The following is a 23,475-nucleotide window of genomic DNA, read 5'->3' on the forward strand; positions in this document are numbered from 1 at the left end:
CATCCCGTAGTGTAGTTCTGTAGCAGAACTAATCAAGCGGGAGGCGGCAGTGACGATCGGCCTGGAGCGGCCTCGGCCGGCGGTGGTGCGGGACCATCCGAACGCCGGGTGGTTCGCGGTCGGCGCGGTGTGTTTCGGGGCGTTCATGGGGCAGCTCGACGCCAGCATCGTCACGCTCGCCTTCCCCGCGCTGCAGCACGAATACGGGGCTCCGCTGGCCGCCGTCCAGTGGGTGTCGCTGGCGTATCTGCTCGCGCTGGTGGGCTTGCTGGCCGCGGTCGGGCGGGTGGCCGACGCGGTCGGGCGGAAGCTCACTTACGTGCAGGGGTTCGGCGTCTTCACTCTCGCGTCGGTCGCGTGCGGGCTCGCGCCGACGCTTGGCTGGCTGGTCGCGTTCCGGGTCGTGCAGGCGATCGGGGCGGCGATGCTGCAGGCCAACAGCGTCGCGCTGGTGGTGCGCAGCGTGCGCGAGGACCGGGCGCGCGCCGCGCTCGGGGTGCAGGCGGCGGCGCAGGCGCTGGGGCTCGCGCTCGGGCCCGCGGTGGGCGGGCTGCTGGTCGACACGGTCGGCTGGCGGTGGGTTTTCCTCGTCAACGCGCCGGTCGGGCTGGCCGGGCTGATCGCCGGGCGCTACCTGCTGCCGCGTACTCGCGAGCGCACTCCGCTGGGCCGGTTCGACGGGGCCGGGGTCGGGCTGCTGGCGACCGCGTCGACGGCGTTGCTGCTGGTGATTTCCGGGGTGTCCGGCCTGGAGCTGCCGGGGTGGCTGCTCATCGCGCTGGCCGGGGCGACGGTCTGCGCGGCGATCGGGTTCGTGCTGCGCGAAAAGGCGGCGAGCAGCCCGATCCTGCAGCTGTCGGTGCTGCGGCCGCCGGTGGTTTCGCTGGGGCTGGCCGGGGCGCTCTGCGGATACCTGGTGCTGTTCGGGCCGTTGACGTTGCTGCCGCAGGTGCTCGGGACGGCGGGCGGAACCGGTGCGGTGCTGACGTGTCTTCCCGCCGGGTTCGCGGTGGCGGCGGTGCTGGCCGACCGGGTGCTGCCGGCGCGGCTCGGTTCCCGCGGACGCACCGTGCTGGGCGCGCTCGTCGCGGCGGCCGGGTGCGCGGCGCTGGGGCCGGCGTCCGCTCCTTGGGAGGTGGGCGTGTCGCTGGTCGCGGCCGGGCTGGGTCTGGGAGTGTTCATTCCGGCCAACAACTCGGCTGTCATGAGCGCGATCCCGGCGCGGATGTCGGCCACCGGAGGAGGACTGGTGAACATGGCGCGCGGACTGGGTACGGCGCTCGGCGTGGCGCTGGTGACACTGTGCCTGCACACCGGCGGGGAAACGGCCGCGCTCGCGGTGCTGGCCGGGGCGGGCGTCCTGGCCGCGGCGACCGGGCTGGCGGCACGCCCGGAGCGGGCCCGGTGACCGCGCCCGAACCCGCCCTCGCCGACGTCGTCGCCCGGCTCCGGCGAGCCATGCGGCGGGCCGCGCGCACTGCCGATCCGGAAAACACGCTGTCGGTCGCGCAGCTGGAATTGCTGTCTTGCCTGTTCGAGAACCCCGGTGCGCGGCCGAGCCGGATCGCGCAATTGCTGAAGCTCGCGCCGAATTCGGTGACGACGATGGTGACGGGGCTGCGTTCGCGGGACCTCGTCACCCGCACCAGCGGCGGGGACGACCGGCGCACGGTGGCGCTGGAACTCACTGACACCGGGCGCGCCGCGGTGGAGCGGTGGCAGGGGCACAACGCCGCGATCCTGGCCGCGGCGCTGGACGGGGTGCATCCGGCGTGGCGCCATCTGATCGCGGCCGCCGTGCCCGCGTTGAACGAGCTGGTGGGGGCGATCGACGCGTTGGCGGAGTCGGGACAGTCGCACTGAACCGGCGGGTTTCCGCTGGGGCGGGTGTCGGGGGTGTCGGTGGCGGTTGATTGTTGTGGATCGGCGGGTTTCCGCTGGGGCGGGCGTCGGGCGAGTCGGTGGCGGTCGATCGCGCTGGATCGGCGGGGTTCCGCCAGGCCCGGGTTCCGCCGTTGAGCGATGGTCCGGCACCGCGGCGCCGGATCCCGGGCGGCGTCCGGCCGCGCTCGCCGTGCGCGCTGCCGAGCCGGTTCACCGGCCTACAGCGCGGGCGGTCCGGCCGCCGCCCGGCGCAGCACGGGCTCCAGCTTGTCCTCCTCCGCGCTCCCGAACGGCAGGCTTTCCTCCCACCACGTGACCCCTGCCTCGGCGAACGGTTCGACGAGGCCGCGCGCCTTGGCCGGGTCCTCCGGGCTCGTCCCGCCGAACACCACGTCGAACGGCGCGTCGGTCTCCCGCTCGCTCCGGATATAGGCGATCAGGTCCCGGACCTCGGCGATGTCCGGCAACCCCGTGGGACCGGCGGATTCGAAGATCGGCACCACCCCGTCCCAGCGGGCCGCGCGGCGCATCGGGCGCCGGTGGGGCCACCGGCCCGCCACCCAGACCGGCGGGCGCGGGCGCTGCACCGGCCTCGGCAGCAGCGTGCTGTCGCGGGCGGTGAAGTGCTTGCCGGAGAACGTCACCGGTTCGCCGGTCCAGAAGCGGGTGATCAGGTCGAGGCCCTCGTCCAGCTTCTCGGCGATCACCTTCGGGTCGGCGGATTCGCCGAAGTCGGCGTACTCCGCCTCCAGCGGAGCGCCCAGCCCGACGCCGAACACCACCCGGCCGCCGGACAGCAGGTCCAAAGTGGACACTTGACGGGCGAGCTGCTGCGGGCGGCGCCGTGCGACGGGCGTGACCATGGGGCCCAGCCGGATCCGGCTGGTGGCCAGGGCAGCTGCGGCGAGCAGGATCCACGGATCGCCGAAGGGGCGGCCGGGGCGTTTGTCCAGTACCACGTGGTCCCAGACGAACAGGCCGTCCCAGCCCGCCTCTTCCGCCGCCGAGGCGACCTCGGCCACCGCGCGCGGGTCGGCGAAATCGCCGAAGTTCGGGATGCAGATCGAAAACCGCATGATCACCACCCTGCCCCACCCCCGGCGAAGCCGTCAATCGGATTTGCCCGCCACGAAGGTCTGCCGCACCCGGGCCCGCAGCAGCGCGTCCGGCGCTTCGGTGAACGGATCTACGTCCAGCACAACGAAATCCGCAGCCAGGCCCGGCGCGAGCTGTCCGGTCAGGCCGTCCCATCGGCACGCGTACGCGGCGTCGCGGGTGCCGTGCGCGAGGGCTTCGGCCAGGGGCAGGGCGTATTCCGGCAGGTTGGGTTCCAGGCCGGGGTTCAGCGCGGAACGGCGGGTCGTCGCGATGTACATGTTCGGCAGTGGCGGATGAGGCGCGGTCGGGGCGTCGGAGCCGAACGCGAGGACGGCGCCAGCAGCAGTCAGTTCCGGCCACGGGTAGCCGCGCCGCACGCGGTCGTCGCCTAGCATCGCGCGCCAGTTGTCCTGGATCGCCGGGTCCGCGTGCACCGGCTGCATCGACGCGACAGCACCGAGTTCCGCCAGTCGCTTGACGTTTTCCGGGGCCACGGTCTCCAGGTGTTCGAGGCGATGCCGCCGGTCGCGCGGGCCGTTGGCCTCGATCGCGTGCTCCAACGCCGACAGCGCGATGTCCGACGCCTCGTCGCCGATGGCGTGCATCGCGACCTGCAAGCCTGCCGCGTCTGCCGCCGCGACCACCGGGGCGAGGGCTTCCCAAGGCCACAACGGCCCGGGGTGGCTCCCGTCCGCGAAGGGCTTCTTCATCGCCGCAGTACACGTGTCGATGACTCCGTCGACCATCACCTTGATCCCGGCCACCCGCAGCCAGGGCCCGGAGAGACGCGCGCTCAGTTCCGCCGCCCGCTCGACCTGACGGAGGTCGTCCTCGGTGTTCCCGGTGCGCTCGATCAACCAGTGCCCGGCGACCCGCAGCGGAAGCCGTCCGCCTTCGAGCGCCCGTTCCAGTGCGGCGAGGTCGGCTTCGGTGAGCGCCATGTCGACAGCGGTCGTGACGCCGTCCGCGAGGTAGTGCGTGAACGCCGAGGTCAGTGCGCGGTCGCGGTCGGCGTCGCTGGTCTGGTCGTCGAGGAAATGCCGCATCAGTTGCAGCGCGGCGGTTTCGTAGAGCATCCCGTCCGGTTCGCCGGACGCGTCGCGCCCGATGCGGCCGTCGAGCGGGTCGGGGGTGTCGCGGTCGATGCCCAGTTCGCGCAGCGCGGCGCTGTTGACCCACGCGGAGTGGACGTCGTTGGCGGCGAGGTAGACCGGACGGTCCGGGACCGCCGCGTCGATCAGCTTCCGGTGCGGCGCTTGCTCGCCGAGCGCGTCGAAAAGCCAGCCGCGGCCGAGGATCCGGGGCGCGGCCGGGTCGTCCGCTGCGGCGCGGGCGAGCCGGTGCTGGATGTCTTCGGGAGAGGTGGCGGAGAAGAGGTCCACTTGCTCCAGCGCTTCGCCCATCATGACCAGATGGGTGTGCGCGTCGACGAAACCGGGGAGCACGAAGGCCCCGTCGAGGTCGACCACCCGTGCTTCGATCCGGTCGGCCGCCGCGGTGCTGCCTGCGTATTCGATGGTCTCGCCGCGGACGACCATGGATTCCGCCCAACCGGACGGGCTCGCGGTGAAGATCCGGCCGCCGCGGTAGTGCACTGGCGTCATCGGGCCACCACCGTCTCCGCCGCGGCGAACGTGCGCCAATCGGCCGCCGTGTTCGGGCTGCCTGCGTGGATCCGCACGGTTCGGGCAGCTGGTTCGAGCACCACGGTGGCCAGCGTGGCCCATCTGTCGCCGAACGAAGCGTCCGCGTCCGGAACGCAGCACAGCTTCGGTTCGCCGGGTTCGGAGCGGAGGAAGGGGACGAGGCCGACGGCGTGCGCGGGCGCCGGGCAATCCTGGAGCCGGGTGGTCAGCAGTGCGTGCCTCAGCTGGGAATCCGGTTCGAAGAGCCCGCGCTTCTCGCGGGCGGCGGCGACGGGGTCGAGAAAGTGATTGGTGTGCACCAGGAAACCTGCTTCGGGGTCGAGGGCGGTTACTCCGGCCGGGCTCAGCTCGGCGCAGACTGCCGTGCCGGGGTCGAGCAGCGTGAAGGCGCCGGACGTGCGGATCGGGGCTGTTCGCAGCAGGTCGAGCGCCTCGGCGATGCTGCCTGCTTCGCCGAGGACGGCCGCGGCCAGCACGTGGACCGGGATGCCCGCGGCGGAGTCGTCCTGGTGGCCCAGGATGGTGAAGAACAGGCCGAGACCGGCGCTGTTGACGCCGATCTTGCCGAGGATGCCGTGTTCGGTGATTCCGGCGAAGGCGTACCGCGTGCCGCGGACTTCCTGCGTGTGCCAGCACTCCGCGAGCTCGATGTGCCAGTCCCAGGTTTGAACGCCGTAAGGGGCGCCGGACTCGGGAACGTGCACGAGAGTGGAGCATTCCGGTTGAGTGCTCGGTGCGGCCGCGATGATCTCGGTGCGTCCGTTGAGCGCGGCCGCCTGCCACTGTCGATCCCGGCGCCTGCGGCGATGCCCGCGATCTCGTCGGCGTAGCGGTTCCGCCACGCGGCGACGTTGTCCAGCAGCCGGAGTGCGTCGGCTCGGATCTGCTGTTCGGTGCGGCCGAGAGTGTCGAACCAGCGCAGGTACAGCTCCAGCGCATCGGTCAGGCCCCTCGCGCAGCTGGGCGCCGCGAGAAACTCCGCGGGTGTACGGTTCCGGGTCGTTGACGAGCAGGTGCATCGCGTTCCTCGCGGTCGGGGTCAGGCGGTGGCGCGGGGGCGGCCGGCGAGCAGGTACACGCCGGCGGAGATCAGCATTCCCGCTGGCAGCGAGAAGTCAATTCCGCCTGCCGCGCTCGCGAGGAACCCGGTGTACATCCCGGGAAGCGCGAGGAAGGAGGCCGAAGCTGCCGCGCCGAGGACGAGGGCGGCGATTCCGGGCCAGTGCACGCCGCCGACGTACCAGAACGGGCCGCCGCGGCGTTCGTCGGCGAGTGCGTGCCCGTCGTAGCGGTTGCGCCGCAGCAGGAGGTCGGTCACGTAGATCGCCATCATCGGGCCGAGCACGACGACCATCAGCTGCATCATGTCGTTGACTGCTTTGAGAAAATCGGACACGAGCAAGGCGTACAGGGTGAGCAGCACGCCGGCCGTGCCGTCCAGCAGAACGCTGCGAGAGCGGCGCAGGCGGACGCCGATCGCCTGCAGCGCGAGGCCGGAGCTGTACACGGTCATCGCGTTGTTGGCGATCGCGCCGAGGATCACCGCGATCAGGAAGATCGGGGTGAACCACGGCGGCAGCACGGATTCCAGCGCGGCTTGCGGGTCGCTCATGTCCAAAGTGGTCGCCGCGAACGCGCCGAGCGCGGTGAACACGATGCTCGGCAGGAAGGCTCCGGCGGCGGTCCATGCGGCGACGGCGAACGGTTTGGTGTCGCGCGGCAGATACCGCGCGAAGTCCGCGCTGTTGTTGTAGGACAAGGAAGCCGACGCGACCAGCGCTACGCCGCCGGCCAGCGCCGCCCACAGCGCGACTCCGTGCAGCGGAGCCGGGGGCTGGTAGCTCCATGCGGTGTGCCGGATCAGGAATCCGCCCAGCACCAGGAAAACCGCGGTCGTCACGATGGCCAGCGGCAGGTAGAGGCGGACGATCACGGAGTGGCCGTAGACGCTGATCACCAGCGTCGCGGCGGCGACCGCGACGATCACGACGACCTTGCCCAGGGTGTTCAGCTCGATGCCGAGCCGCGCGCACAGGCTGAAGGCCGTCACTGAGGCCGCGGACCAGCTCAAGGCCACGTAGCAGACCGAAACGAGCCAGCCGTTCAGGCCGATCACGAAGCGGTTGCCGCGGACGCCGAACATCGCCCGCATGATGACCTCGCTCGGCGCGCCCGCCGCCGGGCCGCTGACCGAGACGAGGCCGACCAGCACCCAGCACAGGTTGCCGGCGACGATCACCGCGAGCGCCTGCGGCAGGCTCAATCCGCTGAGCACCAGCGCGCCGCCGACGACCAGGCTGAGGTAGCTGACGTTGGGCGCGGCCCACACCCCGAACAGGTCCCGGGCCCGGCCGTGCCGTTCGTCGTCGCCGATGACGTCGATGCCGTGGGCTTCCACCCGGGGGCCGCGCCCGGACCTGGGCGGGGGCGGGGCGGATGCGCCGGGCGACACGGGCGGCGTGGCGGGAGCGGTCATGGCGAACCTCCGGGCCGGGGAATCGACTCGGGCCACGGTAAGGACCCAAATCGATTTGGGCAATGCTCGTCCCACGGCGGGTTCCAAAACGATTTGGCCGAGGTTAGGCTGCTGCGCCATGGCCGGGAAAAGAACGCGAGCGACCATCAAGGACGTCGCCCGCCGCGCCGGGGTTTCGCCGACGACGGTGTCGCACGCCTTCAGCGGGAACGGGACGGTCGCGGCCGAGACCGCGGAGCGGGTGCGGGAGGCGGCGCGCGAACTGGGCTACCGGCCGGACACGGTCGCGCGCGGGTTGCGGTCGAGCAGGCTCGGGGTGCTCGGGCTCGTGGTGCGGCCGCTCGACCCGTCGGACACCGCGTTCCTGGAGGGCGTCGACTACTTCCTGCGGTTCGCCGGATCGGCCGCGCTGGCCGCGGTGGAACGCGGGTACGGCCTGATGCTGGTGCCGGATCCGACCCGGGCCGACGCGCCCGCGGTCGGGCTCGCCTGCGACGGATTCCTGATCACCGAACCGGTCGAGAACGATCCGCTGATCACCATGCTGGACCGCGAATGCGTGCCGTTCCTCGGCGTCGGGCGGGATCCGGCGCGGCCCGCGTCGCCGGACTACCTCGACCTCGGCACCGGGCGGATCGTCGCCGAGGTGCTCGACCACCTGGCCGCGGCGGGCGGCACGCGGGTCGCGGCGGTGCTGGGCACCGATCGCAACGAATGGAACCTGGACGCCGAAAGGGCTTACCTGGACTGGGTTGGCGTTCGCGGGCAGCAGCCGCTGGCGGTGCGCCGCGCGGAGGTCGCGGGGGAGGCGGGCGGCCGCGCGGCGGGAGAGGAGCTGTTCGCGCTGGATTCGCCGCCGGACGCGGTGTACTGCCAGACCGGGCGGCACGCGGCCGGGGTGCTGGCCGCCGCGCGGGCGCGGGGCTTGGCGGTGCCCGGCGACGTGCGCATCGCCTGCGGCGCGGATTCCGATTCCGAGCACACCCGGTCGGGCGTTCCGCCGATCACCGCGGTCGATCTGCGGCCGGTGCGCCTGGCCCGCACGGCCGTGGCGGTGCTCGTCGACCGGGTCGAAGGGATCGAGCCGCCTGTTCCCGGGCCGGCGGAGTACGAACTGATAGTGCGCGGGTCGACCCGGGGACAGGCAGTGGGTTAGCTAGGCGTGCGGGACCGCGCCGACGCGCGAGTCACGCGGCCGCAGAGCCGAAAGCGCCCCGCTGAGCGCGAGCCGGCCGGGGCCGGTGAACGCGAGCAGCAGCAGCGCCCAGCAGAACATCGCGGCCGCTTCGCCGCCGTTCTCGATGGGGAAGAGTCCTTGCGGCAGATGGACGGAGAAGTAGGCGTACGCCATCGACCCCGATCCGATCAGCGCCGCGACGCGGGTCGCGGCGCCGAGCAGGACGAGCCCGCCCGCGACGAGCTGGATCAGCGCGGCCCACCAGCCCGGCCAGGCGCCCGCCTGCGCCGTGCCGTGCGCGCCGAGCACTCCGAACAGCGATTTCACGCCGTGGCAGGCGAAAAGGAACCCGACGACGATGCGGAACAAACCGAGCGCGTAATCCTGTGCCGCGTCCAGCCGGTGCATGATGCCTCCACATAGGACGACTCGGGCGGACGGCGGAGACGTCCGTTCGGACACCAGTACCGGTCCGCAGAGTGGTCCAGACCTTTCCTGGACCGGTGTCAAGGTATACCGGTGACCGGAGTCTCCGCGATACCTGCGAAAGTCAGGTTCCGCCCGGTCCGCGGCGTGTGGTAACGGCCGGTGAACGCAGCGGCGTCCGGTTCGGGGAAGCGGCAGGGCCGTTGGGGGGAACGGGGTTTCCGGCGTCTGCCGTCGAGAACGGCGCCGGGCGGCCCGGCCGCGGCTGCGGCGAGTTCCGCGGCGCACGGCGTTCCGGAAACCAAGTCCGGACTTGGTTTCCGGCGCTGTGTCAACGGTTCACAGCGCGACCACGATCTTGCCGTGCACGTGGCGTCCGGCCTGCATCGTCACCGCTTCGCGGATCTGCTCGACCGGAAAGGCCGCGGCGATCGGCACAGTGAGCTCCCCGATGCGGATCGCGCCGGTGATCCGTTCGAGGGCACCGGAATCCGCGTCGAACGCACCTGTCGCACGCACGCCCGGCAAGGCGGGGCCGTCGGCGACGGTGGAGATCCGCTCGGGAGCCACGCCGAGTCCGAGCGCGGTCTCGGCTGTCTCCCTGCCGAACAGGTCGGTCGCCGCGGTGATCCCTTCTGGCGCCAAGGCGCGCACCCGATCCGCGAGGCCGGGGCCGTACGCCACGGGTTCGGCGCCGAGTTCGCGCAGGAAGCCGAATGTGCGCTCGGAGGAGGTGCCGAGCACTCGGGCGCCGGCCAGCTTCGCCAGTTGCACGGCGAAGATGCCCACGCCGCCCGCTGCTCCGCCGATCAGGACAGTGTCCCCGGAGCGGAGCCCGATCGCGGCGAGCGCGGCGGAGGCCGTCAGACCGGCCACCGGGAGCGTGCTCGCCACCTCGTCGCTGATGCCCTCCGGTGTGCGCCACAGCGTCGAGGCGGGAGTTTTGACCAGTACGAAATCGGCGACGGACCGGCCGATCGCGCCCCCGTACACCCGGTCGCCCACAGTGAATCCGGAGGCTTCGGCTCCTGTTTCGTCCACCGCTCCGGCGAAATCGCTGCCGAATCCGGCGGGCAGCGTGATGCCGAACCGCGCCGCCGTTTCCGGCCGGGCGGCGATCTGCCAGTCCATCGGATTCAGCCCGGCGGCGGTGACCCGGACGCGGACCTCGTCCGGTCCGGCGTGCGGCTCGGGCACCTCCTCCAGGCCGAGTGCTTCCGGGCCGCCGAATCGCCGGTAACGGACAGCTTTGCTCATCGGTCGCTTCTCCTCGGGTCAGTGATGGGACTTGGTCTCATCAACCGTACCCGAGCGACGAGACCAAGTCCCGTAGACTTGTCCCATGGCTCGCTGGCAACCGGACGCACCAGGGCGGCTCGCCGCCGCGGCCCTCGACCTGTTCGAGGAACGCGGCTACGAGAACACGACCGTGATCGGGATCGCCGAGCGCGCGGGCCTTACCAAGAGCACGTTCTTCCGGCACTTCCCGGACAAGCGCGAGGTGCTCTTCGGCGAAAGCGCGATGACCGGCCTGCTCGCCGGGGCGATCGCGGCGGCACCGGCCGCGGCCGGGCCGCTTGAGGCGGTGGCGCACGCCCTGGACGTGCTCGGCCGCGAGGTTTTCGCCGATGACCGGCGCGAGTTCAGCGCCCGGCGGCAGGCCGTGCTGGACGCCAATCCGGAATTGCGGGAACGCGAAGCGCGCAAACGGATCGGTCTCGTCGATGCGATGACCGAGGCGCTCGAACACCGCGGCGTCCCCGGCCGGACCGCGCGGGTGGCCGCGAAACTGGGTGCGCTCGCCTGGGAGATCGCGCACGACGAGTGGATCGCGACGAACGGCGAGGATTTCGCTTCGCTGGTGCGGCAAGTGCTCGCCGAAGTGCGCGAGGTCAGTGCTGCCTGCTGAGGATGCTTGCGGCGGCGGATGCCGCGGGTCACGACCGCGGCGGCCATCCGGATTCGAGCAGCGCGAATACCGACGCCAAAGCGGCGGCGGGATCCGGTGCGGTGCCGGTGAGATCCGGGATCTCCAGCACGAACCGCGCCAAAGCCCGCACGGCCGGGTCGTCGCGGGGTGAGCCGCTTTCCTCGGCCAGCGCGGTCGTCAGGCCGGGTTCGCAGGAATGCCACAGGCGGCGCGCGTACTCGCGCAAGGCGGGCGTCTGCACGATCAGGTCCCGTTTCGGGGCGTGTTCCGGCGGGATGTCCGTCGAGTACGGGCCGCGGGCAGCGAAGAATTTGTGCAAGGCCGCGAGAACCGGTTCGTCTGGGGCGCGATCTCGGACCGCGGCGACGATTCCGGCCCGGCGTTCCGACCCGTCGTCGAAGATCAGCGCGTCCTTGCCGTCCGGGACGTGGGCGAAGAGGGTCGCGACGGAGATGTCGGCCTCTTCGGCGATCTGCGCGACGGTCACCCGGTCGTAGCCGTGCTTCAGGAACAGCCGCAGTGCGACCTCGTCCAGCCTGCGGCGGGTTTCGCGTTTGCGGCGTTCGCGTCGTCCGGTGTTGACCACGACCCGAGGCTACCCCAAAGCTGAAGCAGGTTTAAAGTTGGAATCACTTCAGTTTTAGGAGGATGCCATGACAGTGCTGGTGACCGGGGGCAATGCCGGGATCGGCTACTTCGTCGCGGAACAGCTGGCCGAGGCGGGGGTGGAGGTGGTGCTCGGCAGCCGGGACGCGGCGAAGGCGGAGGTCGCGCTGCGGGTCCTCCGCGAGCGGGTGCCGGGGGCGCGCGCGTCGTGGGCGCGGCTGGACCTTGCCGACCTGGCGTCGGTCAACGGGATCGAGGTCGGGGGACTCGACGCGGTCGTGCTGAACGCGGGAGTGCGTCTCGAAGGGCCGCAGCGGCGGGAGACCCGGGACGGGCACGAGATGTCGTTCGGGGTCAACCATCTCGGGCATTTCGCGCTGACCGCGGCGCTTCAGGACCGGTTGCGGCCAGGGGCGAGGATCGTGACCATGGGCAGCTTCGCGGCGAAATCGGCGAAGCTCGATTTCGCCGATCTGGAGAGCAAGCGGGATTATCAGCCGAAAACCGCCTACGAACGATCGAAGCTCGCGCAGACGCTCTTCGCGCTGGAGCTGGATCGGCGGCTGCGGGCCGCCGGGAGCAGCAGGCTCAGTGTCGTCGCGCATCCTGGCGGGGCGCTGGACCGCCTGACTCCGGACCGGCCGCCGTTGCACGTGCGGGGCACGAAGCTGAACCTCGCGCGCATTGCCTTGCAGGGCAAGGACGGCGGCGCGCGGCCAGCGGTGCGGGCGGCGGTCGGTCCGGATGTCCACAGTGGTCAGATCTGGGGTCCGCGCGTGTTCGGCCTCAAGGGAAAGCCCCGGCCGGAGCCGGTGCGCGGGCCGTACGCGGACGCCGAAGCCGCCGCCCGGGTGTGGGCGGCGAGCGTGGAGCTGACCGGGGTCGAGCCGGTGTTCAGCTGACGTCGATCAGGATCTTTCCGGTGACGCCCTTCTCGGACGCCTCGTGCGCGCGAGCCGTTTCCGCCAGCGGGAACCGGTGCACAGGCAGTCCGTGCTCGGGGCCGAGTCGCAGTCCGCCGTCGCGCAGGGCGGCGTTCAGGTCTTCCGCACCGGCGTGCAGGCGGTCCCATCCGACGCTGTAGAGCACCAGGAACTGGTAGCGGCTGTTGAGGAAGACGTTCTGTCCGAAGTCGACAGTCACGGTTCCGGTGCCGCGGTCGTCGCCGTAGGCCGCGACCACCCCGCGCGGACGGAGAACCGCGGCGTGCAGGGGAGCGTTCACGCCGGCGGCGACCTCCACGATCACGTCGACCCCCTCCGGCGCGATTTCCCGGATCGCCGCGGCGACGTCTCCTTCGGTGTACCGCACGACATGCTGCGCACCGGCGGCGCGCGCGAGTGCGGCTTTGTCCTCGGTGCTGACCGTGGCGATCACGGTCGCTCCGGCCCAGCGCGCCAGCTGGATCGCGGCGTTGCCGACCGCGCCCGCGCCGCCGCTGACCAGAATCGTCTTGCCGGCCAACGCCTTCGGGGCGAGCCGTCGCGGCCCGTCCTCGGCGACGGTGAGCGCGCGGTGCGCGGTGAGCGCCGGGATCGCGAAAGCGGCGCCCTCGTCGAAACCGGACTCGTCGGGGAGCGGGACGAGCCGGTCCGCCGGAAGCACGGTGTACTCCTGCGCGGTCCCGGACGTCGGCGTGTGCGCGGCGGCCAGCAGCAGCCACACCCGGTCGCCCGCGGAGAATCCGTCCACCCCGGCGCCGACCGCGTCCACGACGCCGGCCCCGTCCTGGTTGGGCACGGACAATTCGGCCTCGGCGCCGAAACGGGAGCCGGAGCGCGCTTTCCAGTCGGTCGGGTTGACCGCGGACACGACGATCCGCACGCGCACCTCGCCCGGCCCTGGCTCCGGCACGGCGAGTTCGGACAAGGTCAGCACTTCCGGGCCGCCGAACTGGCGGTAGGTCACAGCTTTCACCCTCGATGCAATTCACCGGCGGGCGCGGCTATTCCCGCCGGGCGGGTCAGCGTCCGGCGAGTCGTGCGATGACCGGGGTGAAGTGTTCGAGGAAGGTGCCGTTCACGCTGGCAGCACGGCGCTCTGGGTTCTTTGCGATGGTGTTGTGGCAGGCGGGTCGTGGCGGCCGGGTCAACATCCGGCGAGCCGTGCGATCACGGGGGCGAAGTCTTCGAGGAAAGCCCCGTTCACGCTGTAGTACGAGACCCCGAGTTCCTCGCGCCGCCGCTGCAGCTCCTCGGCCATCGCGGCCGGTCCGCCGCGCAGCAGGGTGAGCGAGTCGTGCTCGACGAGGGTTTCGATGTCGTGCCCGATGAAACCGCGGATCCACGGCGGGATCTCTTCCCCGACGACGAAAATGTTCATCGCCAGCTCGACCTGCCTGCCGCCCGCCGCCGAGCGGATCTCGGCGGCGTGCTCCGCGGCCTCGGCACGCGTCGCGAGGACGCTGCCGGCGAGGGTGACGATGTCCGCCCGTTCACCGGCCAGCCGCCGGGCTTTCGGCCCGCCCGCGGCGACCATCACCGGCGTGTGCGCGTCGCCGTCGAGACGGCGCAGGTGCGAGATCGTGTCCGACACCTGGGCCAGCCGCTCCGGGCCGGTGCCATAGGGCAGGCCCAGTTCGGCGGCGGCTTCGCGCATCGGCGGGATCCCGGTGCCGATCCCCATCTCGAACCGGCGGTCGGTGAGCACGCTGAGGCTGTGCGCCTCCCACGCGGCCGCGCGCGGCGTGCGCAGCGGGCTGGCGAAGACGAACGTCCCGACCCGCAGTTCGGTGGTCACCGCCGCCGCGACCGCCAGCGAGGCGGTCGGGGTCGGGAGATGGAGATTGTCCGGCGACAGCAGGGTCGAATATCCGAGCTCCTCCGCGCGGCGGGCCGTTTCGCGCCATTTCGCGCCGCCCTCCTGCGCCGCCGCGACGACCCCGAACCGAAATGTGTTTCCCGCCATGGCACCAGAAAACCACGGCTGCCGCACTCGCGCCAGCAACTGCGGCAGCCGGGCGGGTCAGCCGCGCTGGTACTGCTCCCAGGTCAGCTTCGGGTTGACCGCGGGGCCGTCGTCCTTGCCGTGGTCGGCGAGGCCGTTCTGCCCGAGGTAGTACCCGCCGACCTGGTGCTGCGCGCCCGAGGACAGATCCGGATCGTTCACCGCGATCGCGTGGATGTGGTAGCCCCAGTCGCCCTGGGAGGGCGTGCGCACCCAGGCCGCGAACCCGACCTTCCGGAGGTCCTTGGCGAATTCGACGCGGGTCCCCGAGGACATGTTCGCCACCGAAACGTCGAAAGCCCCGCCGCCGTCGTGCGTTCCGGCCGACGCGCCGACGCCGCCCGGGTTGTACGAACCCTGGGTGAGGCCGACGTCCTTGCCGAACAGCTTCTCCGCCGCCTGGAGCATGGCCTTGGTGCGCGTGTTCAGCGTGACGCCGTGATAGGTCACGTGGCTGCCCGCGGACACGACGTTCGACACCGTGTACGTGCCGGAGCCGAGCTTCTCCAGCGACGTCTTGCCGGGCAGGCCGGACGCGTCGATTCCGGTGTAGCCAAGGGACTTCTGGTACTTCGAGTAGGCGTCGATCGTGGTCGTGCCGAAGTAGCCGTCGACGTATTTGGCCTCCAGCAGCCCCTTGGCCTGCAGCGCCTTCTCGACCAGCAGGACGCTGTCGTGCGCACCCGGCGTCTGCGTGCTGTCGGCGCGCTGCGGGTCGATCTGGGCCGCGAGCAGCACGGCCTCCATGTTCGCCGCCGGCAGCGCCGCGGCTACGCCCGGAACGGCGACGGCGACCGTGGCCGCCGCCGCGGCTCCGGCGGTGAGCACTGCGAGTTTCCTGAGCATCCGTGTCCTCCCGGTCCTGGTCGGTCCGGGCCGAGCATCGCCGAGCGGGATACACGGGACGTACAAATGCGGCTTGGCCTCACTCCAGCCACTCGGTGACGAACCGGTCGTTCTCGTGGATGTGCACCGCCTCGTACGGTCCGGGACCGAGGGAAACGAATTTGTGCGGCGTGTCCGCCGGAGCGACGAGCACCTCCCCGGCCACGCCTTCGCGCTGCTCGTCGTCGATGGTGAACAACGCGCGCCCGCGCTGGATGACGAAGGTTTCGCGGTAGGGGTGCCGGTGCAGCCGCGGTCCGGTGCCGGGTTCGGTGGCGTATTCGCGGATGACGGAGACGCCGGAGCCGACCTCGTAGCCCTCGACGTTCCGGGTGGCGGGTTCTGTCATGCCCGTCGAGGCTAGCCGCCGGACGCGCGCGGCGAGCACGGGAAGCGCGGCGGGTATGAGGCGTGCCTCCGGTCGGATGTCTGTCCGGTCGAAACCGGCCAGATCTCTGTCATCCGGTTGACCTCGCCGCCCGCGAGCCGGAAAGGTCGGACAACACGAGGTCTGGGAGGTGCCGTGCGGTACTCAGTCGTGGCAGCGTTGGCGACGGCAGCGGTCGTCGGAGCGGGAACCGTTGCGGCGGCCGCGCCGCAGACGCCGCTCGTAAGCGACCCGGCGGCGTACGTCGATCCGCTCGTCGGCACGGGACGCGGCGGCAGTTCGGTCGGCGAGATCAACAACTTTCCCGGCCCCGCCGCACCGTTCGGGATGATGCAGTTCTCGCCGGACACCGACGGGTCCTACGCCGGCTACCAGTACCACAGCGACAAGATCCGCGGCTTCAGCCTCGACCACGCGTCGGTCGGCTGCAACGCGTTCGGCGACGTCCCGATCCTGCCGGTCACCGGCGACGTCGGAGCGAACCCGTGGGACCGCGTCGAGCGCTTCACCCACGACGGCGAGCAGGCCGAACCGGGCTATTACGCCGTCACGTTTCCCGATTCCGGCGTGCGTACCGAGCTGACGGCGACTACCCGCACGGGGATGGCGGCCTTCGCCTTCCCGGCGGGGCAGAACGCGCAGGTGCTGGTGAAGGGCGGCGCGAGCCTGGCGGGCAACTCGGCGGCGGGGCTGCGGATCACCGGCGACCGCGAGGTCAGCGGCCAGGCGACGACCGGCCATTTCTGCGGAAAGCCGAACAAGTACACCGTCTACTACGACATCGCCTTCGATCGCCCGTTCACCGCGCACGGCACCTGGGACGGCAAGACCGTCCAGCCGGGCAGCGACCAGGCCGACGCGCCGAAAGCCGGGGCGTACCTGACGTTCGGCGACGCCGGCGTGGTCCACGCCAAGGTCTCGATGTCCTATGTGGACGTTCAGGGCGCGAAGAAGAACATGGCGCCCGGCTGGGACTTCGCCGCGATGCGCGAGCACACGAAGGACGCCTGGCGCGACGCACTCGGCCGGATCCGCGTGGCGGGCAAGGACTCCGCGCAGCTCAAAACGTTCTACACCGCGCTCTACCACGGCCTGATGCACCCCAACACGTTCAACGACGCCGACGGCCGCTACCTCGGCTTCGACAACCGGATCCGCACGCTCCCGCCCGGGCGCTCGCAATACGCCAACTTCTCCGACTGGGACACCTACCGCTCGCTCGCGCCCCTGCACGGCATGCTGTTCCCGAAGGAAGCCAGCGACATGGCGCAGTCGCTGACCAACGACGCGGTCCAGGGCGGCTGGTGGCCGCGCTGGCCGATGGCCAACGGCTACACCGGGCAGATGACCGGCGACAGCTCGGTCGCGCTGCTGTCGAGCCTCTACGCCTTCGGCGCTCGCGACTTCGACGTCAAGACCGCGCTGAAGTACCTGGTCAAGGGCGCGACGTCGGTGGACGAAACGCCGGGCGCGTACCAGGAACGCCGGGGGATCGCGGACTACCTCGCCCGCGGCTACCTGCCCAACAACGACGCCTCCCGCGGCGACCACGCGCGCGTCGGCGCCTCGATCACGCTGGAATGGGCGATCGACGACTTCGCCATCGCGCAGTTCGCCGGCGCGATCGGCGAGCGCGGCGTCGCCCGCGACTTCGCGAAACGCGGCCAGAACTGGCAGCACCTGTTCAACCCGGCGACCGGCTACCTCCAGCCGCGCGGCCAGGACGGCCGGTTCCCGGACGGCCCGGCCTACCAGCCGCCCGCGCCCGGCACCTTCGGCCAGGACGGTTTCGACGAGGGCAACGCCGCGCAGTACACCTGGCTCGTGCCGCAGGACACGGCCGGGCTGGTGACCGCGATGGGCGGTCCGGCCGCGGTGTCCGCGCGGCTCGACACCTTCTTCCAGAAGCTCAACGTCGGCCCGAACGAGCCGTACATGTGGGCGGGCAACGAGCCCGACTTCGGCGTCCCCTGGCTGTACAACCACGTCGGCCAGCCGTGGAAGACCCAGGAGGTGGTGCGCCGGATCGCGACCACGCTGTTCAGCGCGACGCCGGACGGCGAGCCCGGCAACGACGACCTCGGCGCGCAATCGTCCTGGTACGTCTGGGCCGCGCTGGGGCTCTATCCGCCGACTCCCGGCACGCCTGATCTCACCGTGCACAGCCCGCTGTTCGAGCGCGCAGTGCTGACCCTGCCCGGCGGTCGCACGCTGGACATCCGCGCGCCGGGAGCTTCGACGACCACGCAGTACGTCCACGGCCTGGCCCTGAACGGGCACCGGTGGGATCGGACGTCGTTGCCGCAGAGCCTGGCGCGGGACGGCGGGCGGCTCGACTTCGCGCTGTCCGCGCAGCCGGACCGGAACTGGGCGGCGACCACACAGCCACCCTCCTACCGGGACGGCGAGGAACCGTTCGTCGGCTCGGCGGCCAACCAGGTGACCGTCGAACCGGGCGGCTCCGGCACCGTCGCGGTGAACGGCCAGCGGCTCGGCGGGCACCCGCGTTCGCTGACCGTCTCGACCTCGGCACCGGCCGGGATCACCGTGTCCGGACCGCGTTCGGTGCGGCTCGACAGCCGAACCGGCGGCGGGAAAACGGAACTGACCGTGACCGCGGCGGCGGGCACTCCCGCGGGTTACTACGAAGTGCCGGTGACCTTGCGCGGAGCCGGACATTCGGTTTCTTCCTCGGCAATTGTGGTCGTCGCGCCGAAGGGAAGCCTGGCCGGCGCGTTCGGCAATGCCGGAATTTCCGACGACGGCGACGGCGGTTCGGCGAATTTCGACGGCGCCGGGAACAGCTATTCGCGGAAAGCGCTGGCGGACGCCGGTCTCGCTCCGGGTTCGACCGGACACGCAGCGGGCACGACGTTCGTCTGGCCCGCCGCGCCGTCCGGCCGCCCGGACAACGCGGTGCCGTCCGGGCAGAAGCTCGATCTCGGTGGAACTCCGGCGGGCCGCCTGCTTTTCGTCGGTTCGGCGACGAACGGGGACCATCGCGCAACCGCGGCCGTGGCGTTCACCGACGGCACGACGGCGACCGCCGATCTTTCGTTCGGTGACTGGGTGTTGCCGGGAGGAAAAACCGAACCAGTGTTCGGCAATACGCTCGTGGCCCGCGCCGCGTACCGGAATCAGCCCGGCGGCCAGGGAAGCGGCGCCTCGGTTTACGCGACCTCGCCGCTGGAAATCCCGGCCGGAAAGAAGATCGCGACAGTGACGCTCCCGGTCGATCCGGACCTCCACGTATTCGCCCTCGGTCTCGGGTGAGCTTGTCAAGCGGGATTCCCAGGGTGTGATCTGTTCGCGGGTTCCGGAATTTCCCGGCCCTCTTCGTCGTAAGTGACTGGCGTGCTCACGACGAAGGGGAGTGGCGTGAACGAAACACGCGAAGCGCCGAATGCCGGGAGCCAGCTGAAGCTGGTGCTCGTGCTGGGCGTTCTGGTGGCACTGGGGCCGCTGTCCATCGACATGTACCTGCCGGCTCTGCCGGACATCACCCGCGAACTGTCGACGACGGAGTCGACGATCCAGCTGACCCTCACCGGAACGGTGCTGGGGCTCGGACTGGGCCAGCTGATCGCCGGCCCGCTCTCGGACGCGATGGGGCGGCGCATCCCGCTCGTAGTGGGAAGCGCGATCCACGTGCTCGCGTCGCTGCTGTGCCTGGTGGCTCCGACAGTCGAGCTGCTGAGCGCGGCGCGCGTGCTGCAGGGGCTGGGCGCCGCGGCGGGCGCGGTGCTGGCGCTCGCCGTCGTGCGCGACCTCTACACCGACCGCGCAGCGGCGAAACTGCTGTCCAAGCTCATCCTGGTGATGGGCGTGTCCCCGGTGCTGGCTCCGACGCTCGGCAGCGCGCTGCTGGCGTGGACGCACTGGCGCGGGGTGTTCGTGGCGCTCGCCGCGATCGGGCTGGCGAGCGGCGTCGCGGCGGCACTGGCGCTGCCGGAGACCCTGCCGCCCGCGCGGCGGCAGCCGTTCAAGGTCCGGGCGACCGTGCGGTCCTACCGGACCCTGTTCGCCGACCGCTCGTTCGTCGGGCTGGTGCTGGTGGCCGGGTTCGCGATGGCCGGGCTGTTCGCGTTCGTCAGCGGCGGGTCGTTCGTGTTCCAGCAGCAGTACGGGCTCGACCAGCAGCAGTTCGGCCTGATGTTCGGGGCGAGCGCGGTGTGGCTGATCGCCGCGACGCAGGTCAACGCCCGGCTGATGAACCGGTTCGAACCGCACCAGGTGCTGCTTTTCGCGAGCGTCGCGGCGGGGGCCTCGGCGGCGGTGCTGCTGGTGACCGCGCTGACCGGCTTCGGCGGCATGTTCGGCGTCGCGGTACCGGTGTGGGTGGTGCTGTTCTTCGCCGGGCTGATCCTGCCGAACGCGCCCGCGGTCGCGCTCGACGCGCACGGGGACAACGCGGGAACGGCGGCGTCGCTGCTGGGCGCGGTGCAGTTCGGCGTCGGCGCGGCGGTCTCGCCGGTGGTCGGCCTGCTGGGCAACAACGCGGTCGCGATGGCCACGGTGATGTTCGGCGGACTGGTGGTGTCCGGGCTGGTGCTGTGGCTGGTCGCACGGCCGTGGCAGGGCCGGGAGGCCGAGCCGGAGGTGCTGGCAGACACCCGGGTGCCGGTGGCGGTCGAGTAGGGCGAGTCGTGAGTGGCGGTCCCGGTGAGAACCGGGACCGCCACTCACGACGGCTCACATGCTGCGGAGCACCGAGACGACCACGCCGAGCACGGTGGCCCGGTCGCCGTCGAGCACGTCGTAGGCCGGGTTGCGGGGCTCAAGGTAGACGTGCCCGTTGCGGCGGCGGTAGACCTTCACCGTCGCCTCCTCGTCGATCATCGCGGCGACGATCTGGCCCGAATGCGCCTCGGGCTGCTGCTTGACCACGACGATGTCGCCGTCGCAGATCGCCGCGTCGACCATCGAATCGCCGCGCACGCGCAGCCCGAAAACGGTGCCGCGGCCGGTGAGCCCGCGCGGCAGCTGCAGGACGTCGTCCACGTGCTCCTGCGCGGAGATCGGCGTGCCCGCCGCGATGTCGCCGACCACCGGCACCGGCACGGAGTCGCCGCTTTCGCGCGAGGGGAGGTCGCCGAGGAAGGCGCGCACGTCGATCGGCCGGGACATGGTGGAGCTGCGGCGCAGGAAACCCTTGTCCTCCAGCGCGGCGAGATGCTTCGACACCGAGGACGTCGACCGCAGCCCGACCGCTTCGCCGATCTCGCGCGTGCTCGGCGAGTACCCGTGGCTGCCCACCCAGTCCCGGATGGTGGCGAGGATGTGCTGCTGCCGCTCGGGCAGGGCCGAAGCGTCGAGATGGTCGAAGACGTCGTCGTAGGCGGTCACCGGCCGATCGTAGAGGGCGTCCGGGCCGGTCGCCGGGGGCGGGGGCGTTGTTCCGGCGGTTGTTCCACTGTGGACTGTGGATGCGCTTGGTAGAGTCTTCCCTCCGGAGGGTGACGAAGGGGGACGGGAATGACTCAGCCGAAGGTGCCGGGGATCGGCATCGCGGTGGCGGTGTTGCTCGCGCTGCTGGAGATCTACGCGGCATACAGAGGCGTCCGGTTGGCCGGCTACATCGTGGGCGGCAGGAGCAACGTCAGCGTCTCCGATTGCCTGTCTGCGGCCTCCCTGGTGCTGGCGATCGTGGTGCTCGTCGGCGTCGCGATGATTTTCGCGCGGCGGCAATCGGCCGGCCGGATTCTGCTGTGGGGCGCTCCGGTGCAGCTCCTGTGCGCGCTCGTCGGGGTGATCCTTTCCCATACCTGGTGGGAGAGCGTCGCGTTCGCGGTGATGACGGTACTGGCGGTGGTGCTGTGGCTGCCCGCGGTGTCGGCGAAGACGCCTCCGCCCATGGGATACGGGATGCCTTACGGGACACCGGTTCCGGGGATGCCGCAGTACCCGGGGCAGCAGTATCCGCAGCAGTACGGCGCTGCGGGAATGCCGCAGCCGTACCCGCCGCAACAGCCTTGTCCGCAGCAGCCGATGCCGGGGCGATGGCCCGCCTCCGGCCCGCCGCGGCAGGGCTGGCCGGGCCGGTGATCACTGCCCCGCGAAGTGCCGCTGCTCGTCGGTGACCTCCGCGAGCAGCCGCTTGAACTCCGCGTACTCGCCCCGGCCGAGCCGCTGGGCGTGCCGGTCCTCGATCCCGGCGAGAACGCGGGTCGAGGCCGCGATCATCGCCTGCCCGCGTTCGGTCGGGCAGACGAGTTTCGCGCGCCGGTCGGCCGGGTCGGGGCGGCGTTCGACGTAGCCGAGCGCCGCGAGTTCGTCGACCATCGTGCCGATGACCTGCTTGCGCCGTCCGGACAGCCGGGACAGCTCGGTCGCGCGGGCGCCGTCCGGGCCGAGGTAGGCGAGCACCGCGCCGTGCCGGGGGCTCAGATCGCCGAAACCCTCGGCGGCCAGCGCGGTGAACAGCTCCCGCTGCACCGCGAACAGCAACCGCCCGGCGAGCATGCCGAGGTCGGGGTGCGCGGGCATCCGGGGGTCGGGCACGGCGGAGATCGTAGCGCGGGGTCAGGACCGCCGGGGAAGCACGCAGAATTCGTTGTCTTCGGGGTCTTTCAGCACGATCCAGTGGTCGTTTTCCGGATCTTCCACGACTCTCGCGCCGAGGGTGACGAGACGGGCCGCCTCGTCGCGCTGGTGCACGGTGTCCGGCGCGATGTCCAGGTGCAGCCGGTTCTTGCCGGTCTTCCCCTCGATAAGTTGTCATCAAGAAGTAACCGGGTGACGATGGGGCTATGACCAGCAAGGATGCACCTTCGACCACGTACGTTGCACTGTACTGCCGGATTTCTGTGGACCGGGCGGGTCGCAGGGAGGGTGTGCAGGCGCAGGAACGCTGGGGCCGCGCGTACGCCGCAAAACGCTGGCCGGGCGTGCCGGTCGTGGTGTTCGCGGATAATGACCTGTCTGCGGCCGCCGACGATGTTGTCCGTCCCCAGTACGAGCGGTTGCGCGAAGCGATCGAACGGGGAGAGGTTGCGCACCTGTGGGCGGTGGAGCAGTACCGCATCGAGCGCCGCGAGATTCAATGGTTTGAGTTGGCGGCCTTGCTGGACGCGGCAGGAATCACGGAACTGCACACAGACCGGGACGGCATCGTTCGCATCCGCGATGAAGTCGCTGGCATCAAAGCCGTGCTTGGCGCCGCCGAGGTGCGGCGGATCAAAAGCCGGGTCAATGACATGCTGGCGGAAAAGGCAGCGCTTGGCGAACCGCCGGGCGTCCGCCCGTTCGGCTACAAACATGCGAAGAGAAAGGACGGCTCTAAGACGTATGTGCAGGTTCCGGAGCAGGCGGCGGCGATTCGCCAGGCCGCTGAGTGGGTGCTCTCCGGCTGGTCGTTGGCGAACATTGCCGCAGAGTTGAGCAAGCAGGGTTTGCGCGGTGCTTACGGCGGGACGATTCGCCCTGGCGCAGTGCGGAACTGGGTCACTCTTCCCACGGTGGCGGGCCACCGGGTTTACCGGAATTCGATTGTGGGTCGAGGAAATTGGGAGCCGATTTTGGATGAGGCTACCTGGCAAGCGTGCAAGCTTAAGCTGTCTCAGCCCCGCCGGGTCAAGCGTGCGGATGGCAAGGGAACATATCCGGTCACTGAGAGGCACAAGGGTAATGCGACTGGCCGCAAGTACCTGTTGACGGGCGGTCTGGTGGTGTGCGGGGTGTGCGGGGCGCGCCTGACCGGGTCGCCCAAGCAAATTAAGAAACGGCGGGTTCCGTATCTGACTTGCCATCCCAACGTCGGGGGCAAGGGATGTGTTGGCATCTTGCTGGATGAAACCGAAAAATTTGTGCTCGACAGCTTGTGGGCAGAATTGGACAAGCCCGAGTTCTTGCAGTCGATCGCGGCGGACGAGCATGGTCCGCGCCGCGATGCCATCACCAAAGAACTGGACGGCCTAGATGTTGCGGGTCATGACGTTGGTGACGCTGGCCAGGGTCTGAGACGAGGGACGGGTCTTTCAGCGGCAGGATGAGAAGTGCGACCAACTCGTCCTC

23 protein-coding genes are annotated in these 23,475 nt (G+C 70.8%); 9 read left to right on the forward strand and 14 right to left on the reverse strand.

Annotated features, from left to right (window positions below):
* The first annotated feature begins 49 nt into the window (after nt 1-49).
* Nucleotides 50-1,408, forward strand: a complete 1,359-nt coding sequence (locus BM362_RS45300; RefSeq protein ID WP_067593905.1) for an MFS transporter — start codon at nt 50-52, stop codon at nt 1,406-1,408.
* Nucleotides 1,405-1,863: a MarR family winged helix-turn-helix transcriptional regulator gene (locus tag BM362_RS45305; RefSeq protein WP_067593902.1), complete on the forward strand. Its 459-nt coding sequence runs from the start codon at nt 1,405-1,407 to the stop codon at nt 1,861-1,863. Before BM362_RS45300 ends, BM362_RS45305 begins: the two co-directional genes overlap by 4 nt.
* Nucleotides 1,864-2,102: 239 nt before the next feature.
* Here the strand turns inward: BM362_RS45305 and BM362_RS45310 are convergent, their stop codons facing one another.
* From BM362_RS45310 to BM362_RS45325, 4 genes are read right to left on the reverse strand one after another with little or no spacing between them, the layout of a single operon-like run.
* Nucleotides 2,103-2,960 (reverse strand): LLM class flavin-dependent oxidoreductase, encoded by an 858-nt coding sequence (locus BM362_RS45310; RefSeq protein ID WP_067593993.1) that lies wholly within the window; start codon nt 2,958-2,960, stop codon nt 2,103-2,105.
* Nucleotides 2,961-2,993: 33 nt separating this feature from the next.
* The gene (locus BM362_RS45315; protein WP_093577335.1) at nt 2,994-4,586 is read right to left on the reverse strand and encodes an amidohydrolase; all 1,593 of its coding nucleotides are present in this window, start codon (nt 4,584-4,586) and stop codon (nt 2,994-2,996) included.
* On the reverse strand, nt 4,583-5,647 hold the full coding sequence (locus tag BM362_RS45320; RefSeq protein ID WP_244287495.1) for a C45 family autoproteolytic acyltransferase/hydrolase: 1,065 nt from the start codon (nt 5,645-5,647) through the stop codon (nt 4,583-4,585). Before BM362_RS45320 ends, BM362_RS45315 begins: the two co-directional genes overlap by 4 nt.
* A 20-nt stretch (nt 5,648-5,667) precedes the next feature.
* On the reverse strand, nt 5,668-7,104 hold the full coding sequence (locus tag BM362_RS45325) for a purine-cytosine permease family protein (protein ID WP_067593894.1): 1,437 nt from the start codon (nt 7,102-7,104) through the stop codon (nt 5,668-5,670).
* Between the two features lie 118 nt (nt 7,105-7,222).
* Here BM362_RS45325 and BM362_RS45330 point away from each other — a divergent pair, with 118 nt between their 5' ends.
* Nucleotides 7,223-8,260 carry a LacI family DNA-binding transcriptional regulator gene (locus BM362_RS45330; RefSeq protein ID WP_093577336.1) on the forward strand — a complete coding sequence of 346 codons (1,038 nt, stop codon included), beginning with the start codon at nt 7,223-7,225 and terminating at the stop codon, nt 8,258-8,260.
* Here BM362_RS45330 and BM362_RS45335 read toward each other — a convergent pair whose 3' ends face one another.
* Both BM362_RS45335 and BM362_RS45340 read right to left on the reverse strand, forming a co-directional pair.
* Nucleotides 8,261-8,689 carry a DoxX family protein gene (locus BM362_RS45335; protein ID WP_067593888.1) on the reverse strand — a complete coding sequence of 143 codons (429 nt, stop codon included), beginning with the start codon at nt 8,687-8,689 and terminating at the stop codon, nt 8,261-8,263.
* Between the two features lie 357 nt (nt 8,690-9,046).
* The gene (locus BM362_RS45340; RefSeq protein WP_067593885.1) at nt 9,047-9,964 is read right to left on the reverse strand and encodes an NADP-dependent oxidoreductase; all 918 of its coding nucleotides are present in this window, start codon (nt 9,962-9,964) and stop codon (nt 9,047-9,049) included.
* An 85-nt stretch (nt 9,965-10,049) separates the two neighbouring features.
* Here BM362_RS45340 and BM362_RS45345 point away from each other — a divergent pair, with 85 nt between their 5' ends.
* A complete protein-coding gene (locus BM362_RS45345) occupies nt 10,050-10,616 on the forward strand; it encodes a TetR/AcrR family transcriptional regulator (RefSeq protein ID WP_093577337.1) in 567 nt (188 codons plus the stop codon).
* A 28-nt stretch (nt 10,617-10,644) separates the two neighbouring features.
* Here the strand turns inward: BM362_RS45345 and BM362_RS45350 are convergent, their stop codons facing one another.
* A complete protein-coding gene (locus BM362_RS45350; RefSeq protein ID WP_093577338.1) occupies nt 10,645-11,223 on the reverse strand; it encodes a TetR/AcrR family transcriptional regulator in 579 nt (192 codons plus the stop codon).
* A 67-nt stretch (nt 11,224-11,290) separates the two neighbouring features.
* Here BM362_RS45350 and BM362_RS45355 point away from each other — a divergent pair, with 67 nt between their 5' ends.
* Nucleotides 11,291-12,145: an SDR family NAD(P)-dependent oxidoreductase gene (locus tag BM362_RS45355; protein ID WP_093577339.1), complete on the forward strand. Its 855-nt coding sequence runs from the start codon at nt 11,291-11,293 to the stop codon at nt 12,143-12,145.
* Here BM362_RS45355 and BM362_RS45360 read toward each other — a convergent pair.
* The 4 genes from BM362_RS45360 to BM362_RS45375 form a co-directional block, all read right to left on the reverse strand.
* The gene (locus BM362_RS45360; RefSeq protein WP_093577340.1) at nt 12,138-13,160 is read right to left on the reverse strand and encodes an NADPH:quinone reductase; all 1,023 of its coding nucleotides are present in this window, start codon (nt 13,158-13,160) and stop codon (nt 12,138-12,140) included. The two genes, BM362_RS45355 and BM362_RS45360, sit on opposite strands and share 8 nt — an antisense overlap.
* Nucleotides 13,161-13,331: 171 nt before the next feature.
* Nucleotides 13,332-14,150: an LLM class flavin-dependent oxidoreductase gene (locus BM362_RS45365; protein WP_067593870.1), complete on the reverse strand. Its 819-nt coding sequence runs from the start codon at nt 14,148-14,150 to the stop codon at nt 13,332-13,334.
* A 57-nt stretch (nt 14,151-14,207) separates the two neighbouring features.
* The gene (locus BM362_RS45370; RefSeq protein ID WP_067593867.1) at nt 14,208-15,035 is read right to left on the reverse strand and encodes a peptidoglycan-binding protein; all 828 of its coding nucleotides are present in this window, start codon (nt 15,033-15,035) and stop codon (nt 14,208-14,210) included.
* 79 nt (nt 15,036-15,114) lie between these two features.
* Complete coding sequence (locus tag BM362_RS45375; RefSeq protein WP_093577341.1) at nt 15,115-15,423, reverse strand: cupin domain-containing protein; 309 nt, start codon at nt 15,421-15,423, stop codon at nt 15,115-15,117.
* Between the two features lie 174 nt (nt 15,424-15,597).
* Here BM362_RS45375 and BM362_RS45380 point away from each other — a divergent pair, with 174 nt between their 5' ends.
* Both BM362_RS45380 and BM362_RS45385 read left to right on the forward strand, forming a co-directional pair.
* Nucleotides 15,598-18,735, forward strand: coding sequence for a GH92 family glycosyl hydrolase (locus tag BM362_RS45380; RefSeq protein WP_244287496.1), 3,138 nt, complete (start codon nt 15,598-15,600; stop codon nt 18,733-18,735).
* Nucleotides 18,736-18,840: 105 nt separating this feature from the next.
* Nucleotides 18,841-20,100 carry a Bcr/CflA family multidrug efflux MFS transporter gene (locus tag BM362_RS45385; protein WP_208865537.1) on the forward strand — a complete coding sequence of 420 codons (1,260 nt, stop codon included), beginning with the start codon at nt 18,841-18,843 and terminating at the stop codon, nt 20,098-20,100.
* 54 nt (nt 20,101-20,154) lie between these two features.
* Here BM362_RS45385 and lexA read toward each other — a convergent pair whose 3' ends face one another.
* A complete protein-coding gene (lexA, locus tag BM362_RS45390; protein ID WP_067593861.1) occupies nt 20,155-20,808 on the reverse strand; it encodes a transcriptional repressor LexA in 654 nt (217 codons plus the stop codon).
* A 129-nt stretch (nt 20,809-20,937) separates the two neighbouring features.
* Between lexA and BM362_RS45395 the strand changes: the two genes are divergently transcribed.
* Nucleotides 20,938-21,507, forward strand: a complete 570-nt coding sequence (locus tag BM362_RS45395) for a hypothetical protein (protein ID WP_093577343.1) — start codon at nt 20,938-20,940, stop codon at nt 21,505-21,507.
* On the opposite strand, the gene BM362_RS45400 is transcribed toward BM362_RS45395, so the two are convergent.
* Nucleotides 21,508-21,963, reverse strand: a complete 456-nt coding sequence (locus BM362_RS45400; protein WP_232792009.1) for a MarR family winged helix-turn-helix transcriptional regulator — start codon at nt 21,961-21,963, stop codon at nt 21,508-21,510.
* Between the two features lie 21 nt (nt 21,964-21,984).
* Nucleotides 21,985-22,173: a VOC family protein gene (locus BM362_RS45405; RefSeq protein ID WP_167545682.1), complete on the reverse strand. Its 189-nt coding sequence runs from the start codon at nt 22,171-22,173 to the stop codon at nt 21,985-21,987.
* Nucleotides 22,174-22,211: 38 nt separating this feature from the next.
* Here BM362_RS45405 and BM362_RS45410 point away from each other — a divergent pair, with 38 nt between their 5' ends.
* On the forward strand, nt 22,212-23,453 hold the full coding sequence (locus BM362_RS45410; protein ID WP_093577344.1) for a recombinase family protein: 1,242 nt from the start codon (nt 22,212-22,214) through the stop codon (nt 23,451-23,453).
* The last annotated feature ends 22 nt before the right edge of the window (nt 23,454-23,475 follow it).

This window comes from Amycolatopsis rubida, assembly GCF_900115345.1.
Classification (GTDB): Bacteria; Actinomycetota; Actinomycetes; order Mycobacteriales; family Pseudonocardiaceae; genus Amycolatopsis; species Amycolatopsis rubida.

Coding starts and splice junctions, on each gene's coding strand:
- BM362_RS45370 (WP_067593867.1), bottom strand. CDS start 15,035: ATGCTCAGGAAACTCGCAGTGCTCACCGCCGGAGCCGCGGCGGCGGCC.
- BM362_RS45345 (WP_093577337.1), top strand. CDS start 10,050: ATGGCTCGCTGGCAACCGGACGCACCAGGGCGGCTCGCCGCCGCGGCC.
- BM362_RS45355 (WP_093577339.1), top strand. CDS start 11,291: ATGACAGTGCTGGTGACCGGGGGCAATGCCGGGATCGGCTACTTCGTC.
- BM362_RS45315 (WP_093577335.1), bottom strand. CDS start 4,586: ATGACGCCAGTGCACTACCGCGGCGGCCGGATCTTCACCGCGAGCCCG.
- BM362_RS45320 (WP_244287495.1), bottom strand. CDS start 5,647: ATGCACCTGCTCGTCAACGACCCGGAACCGTACACCCGCGGAGTTTCT.
- BM362_RS45365 (WP_067593870.1), bottom strand. CDS start 14,150: ATGGCGGGAAACACATTTCGGTTCGGGGTCGTCGCGGCGGCGCAGGAG.
- BM362_RS45330 (WP_093577336.1), top strand. CDS start 7,223: ATGGCCGGGAAAAGAACGCGAGCGACCATCAAGGACGTCGCCCGCCGC.
- BM362_RS45340 (WP_067593885.1), bottom strand. CDS start 9,964: ATGAGCAAAGCTGTCCGTTACCGGCGATTCGGCGGCCCGGAAGCACTC.
- BM362_RS45375 (WP_093577341.1), bottom strand. CDS start 15,423: ATGACAGAACCCGCCACCCGGAACGTCGAGGGCTACGAGGTCGGCTCC.
- BM362_RS45310 (WP_067593993.1), bottom strand. CDS start 2,960: ATGCGGTTTTCGATCTGCATCCCGAACTTCGGCGATTTCGCCGACCCG.
- BM362_RS45335 (WP_067593888.1), bottom strand. CDS start 8,689: ATGCACCGGCTGGACGCGGCACAGGATTACGCGCTCGGTTTGTTCCGC.
- BM362_RS45325 (WP_067593894.1), bottom strand. CDS start 7,104: ATGACCGCTCCCGCCACGCCGCCCGTGTCGCCCGGCGCATCCGCCCCG.
- BM362_RS45410 (WP_093577344.1), top strand. CDS start 22,212: ATGACCAGCAAGGATGCACCTTCGACCACGTACGTTGCACTGTACTGC.
- BM362_RS45395 (WP_093577343.1), top strand. CDS start 20,938: ATGACTCAGCCGAAGGTGCCGGGGATCGGCATCGCGGTGGCGGTGTTG.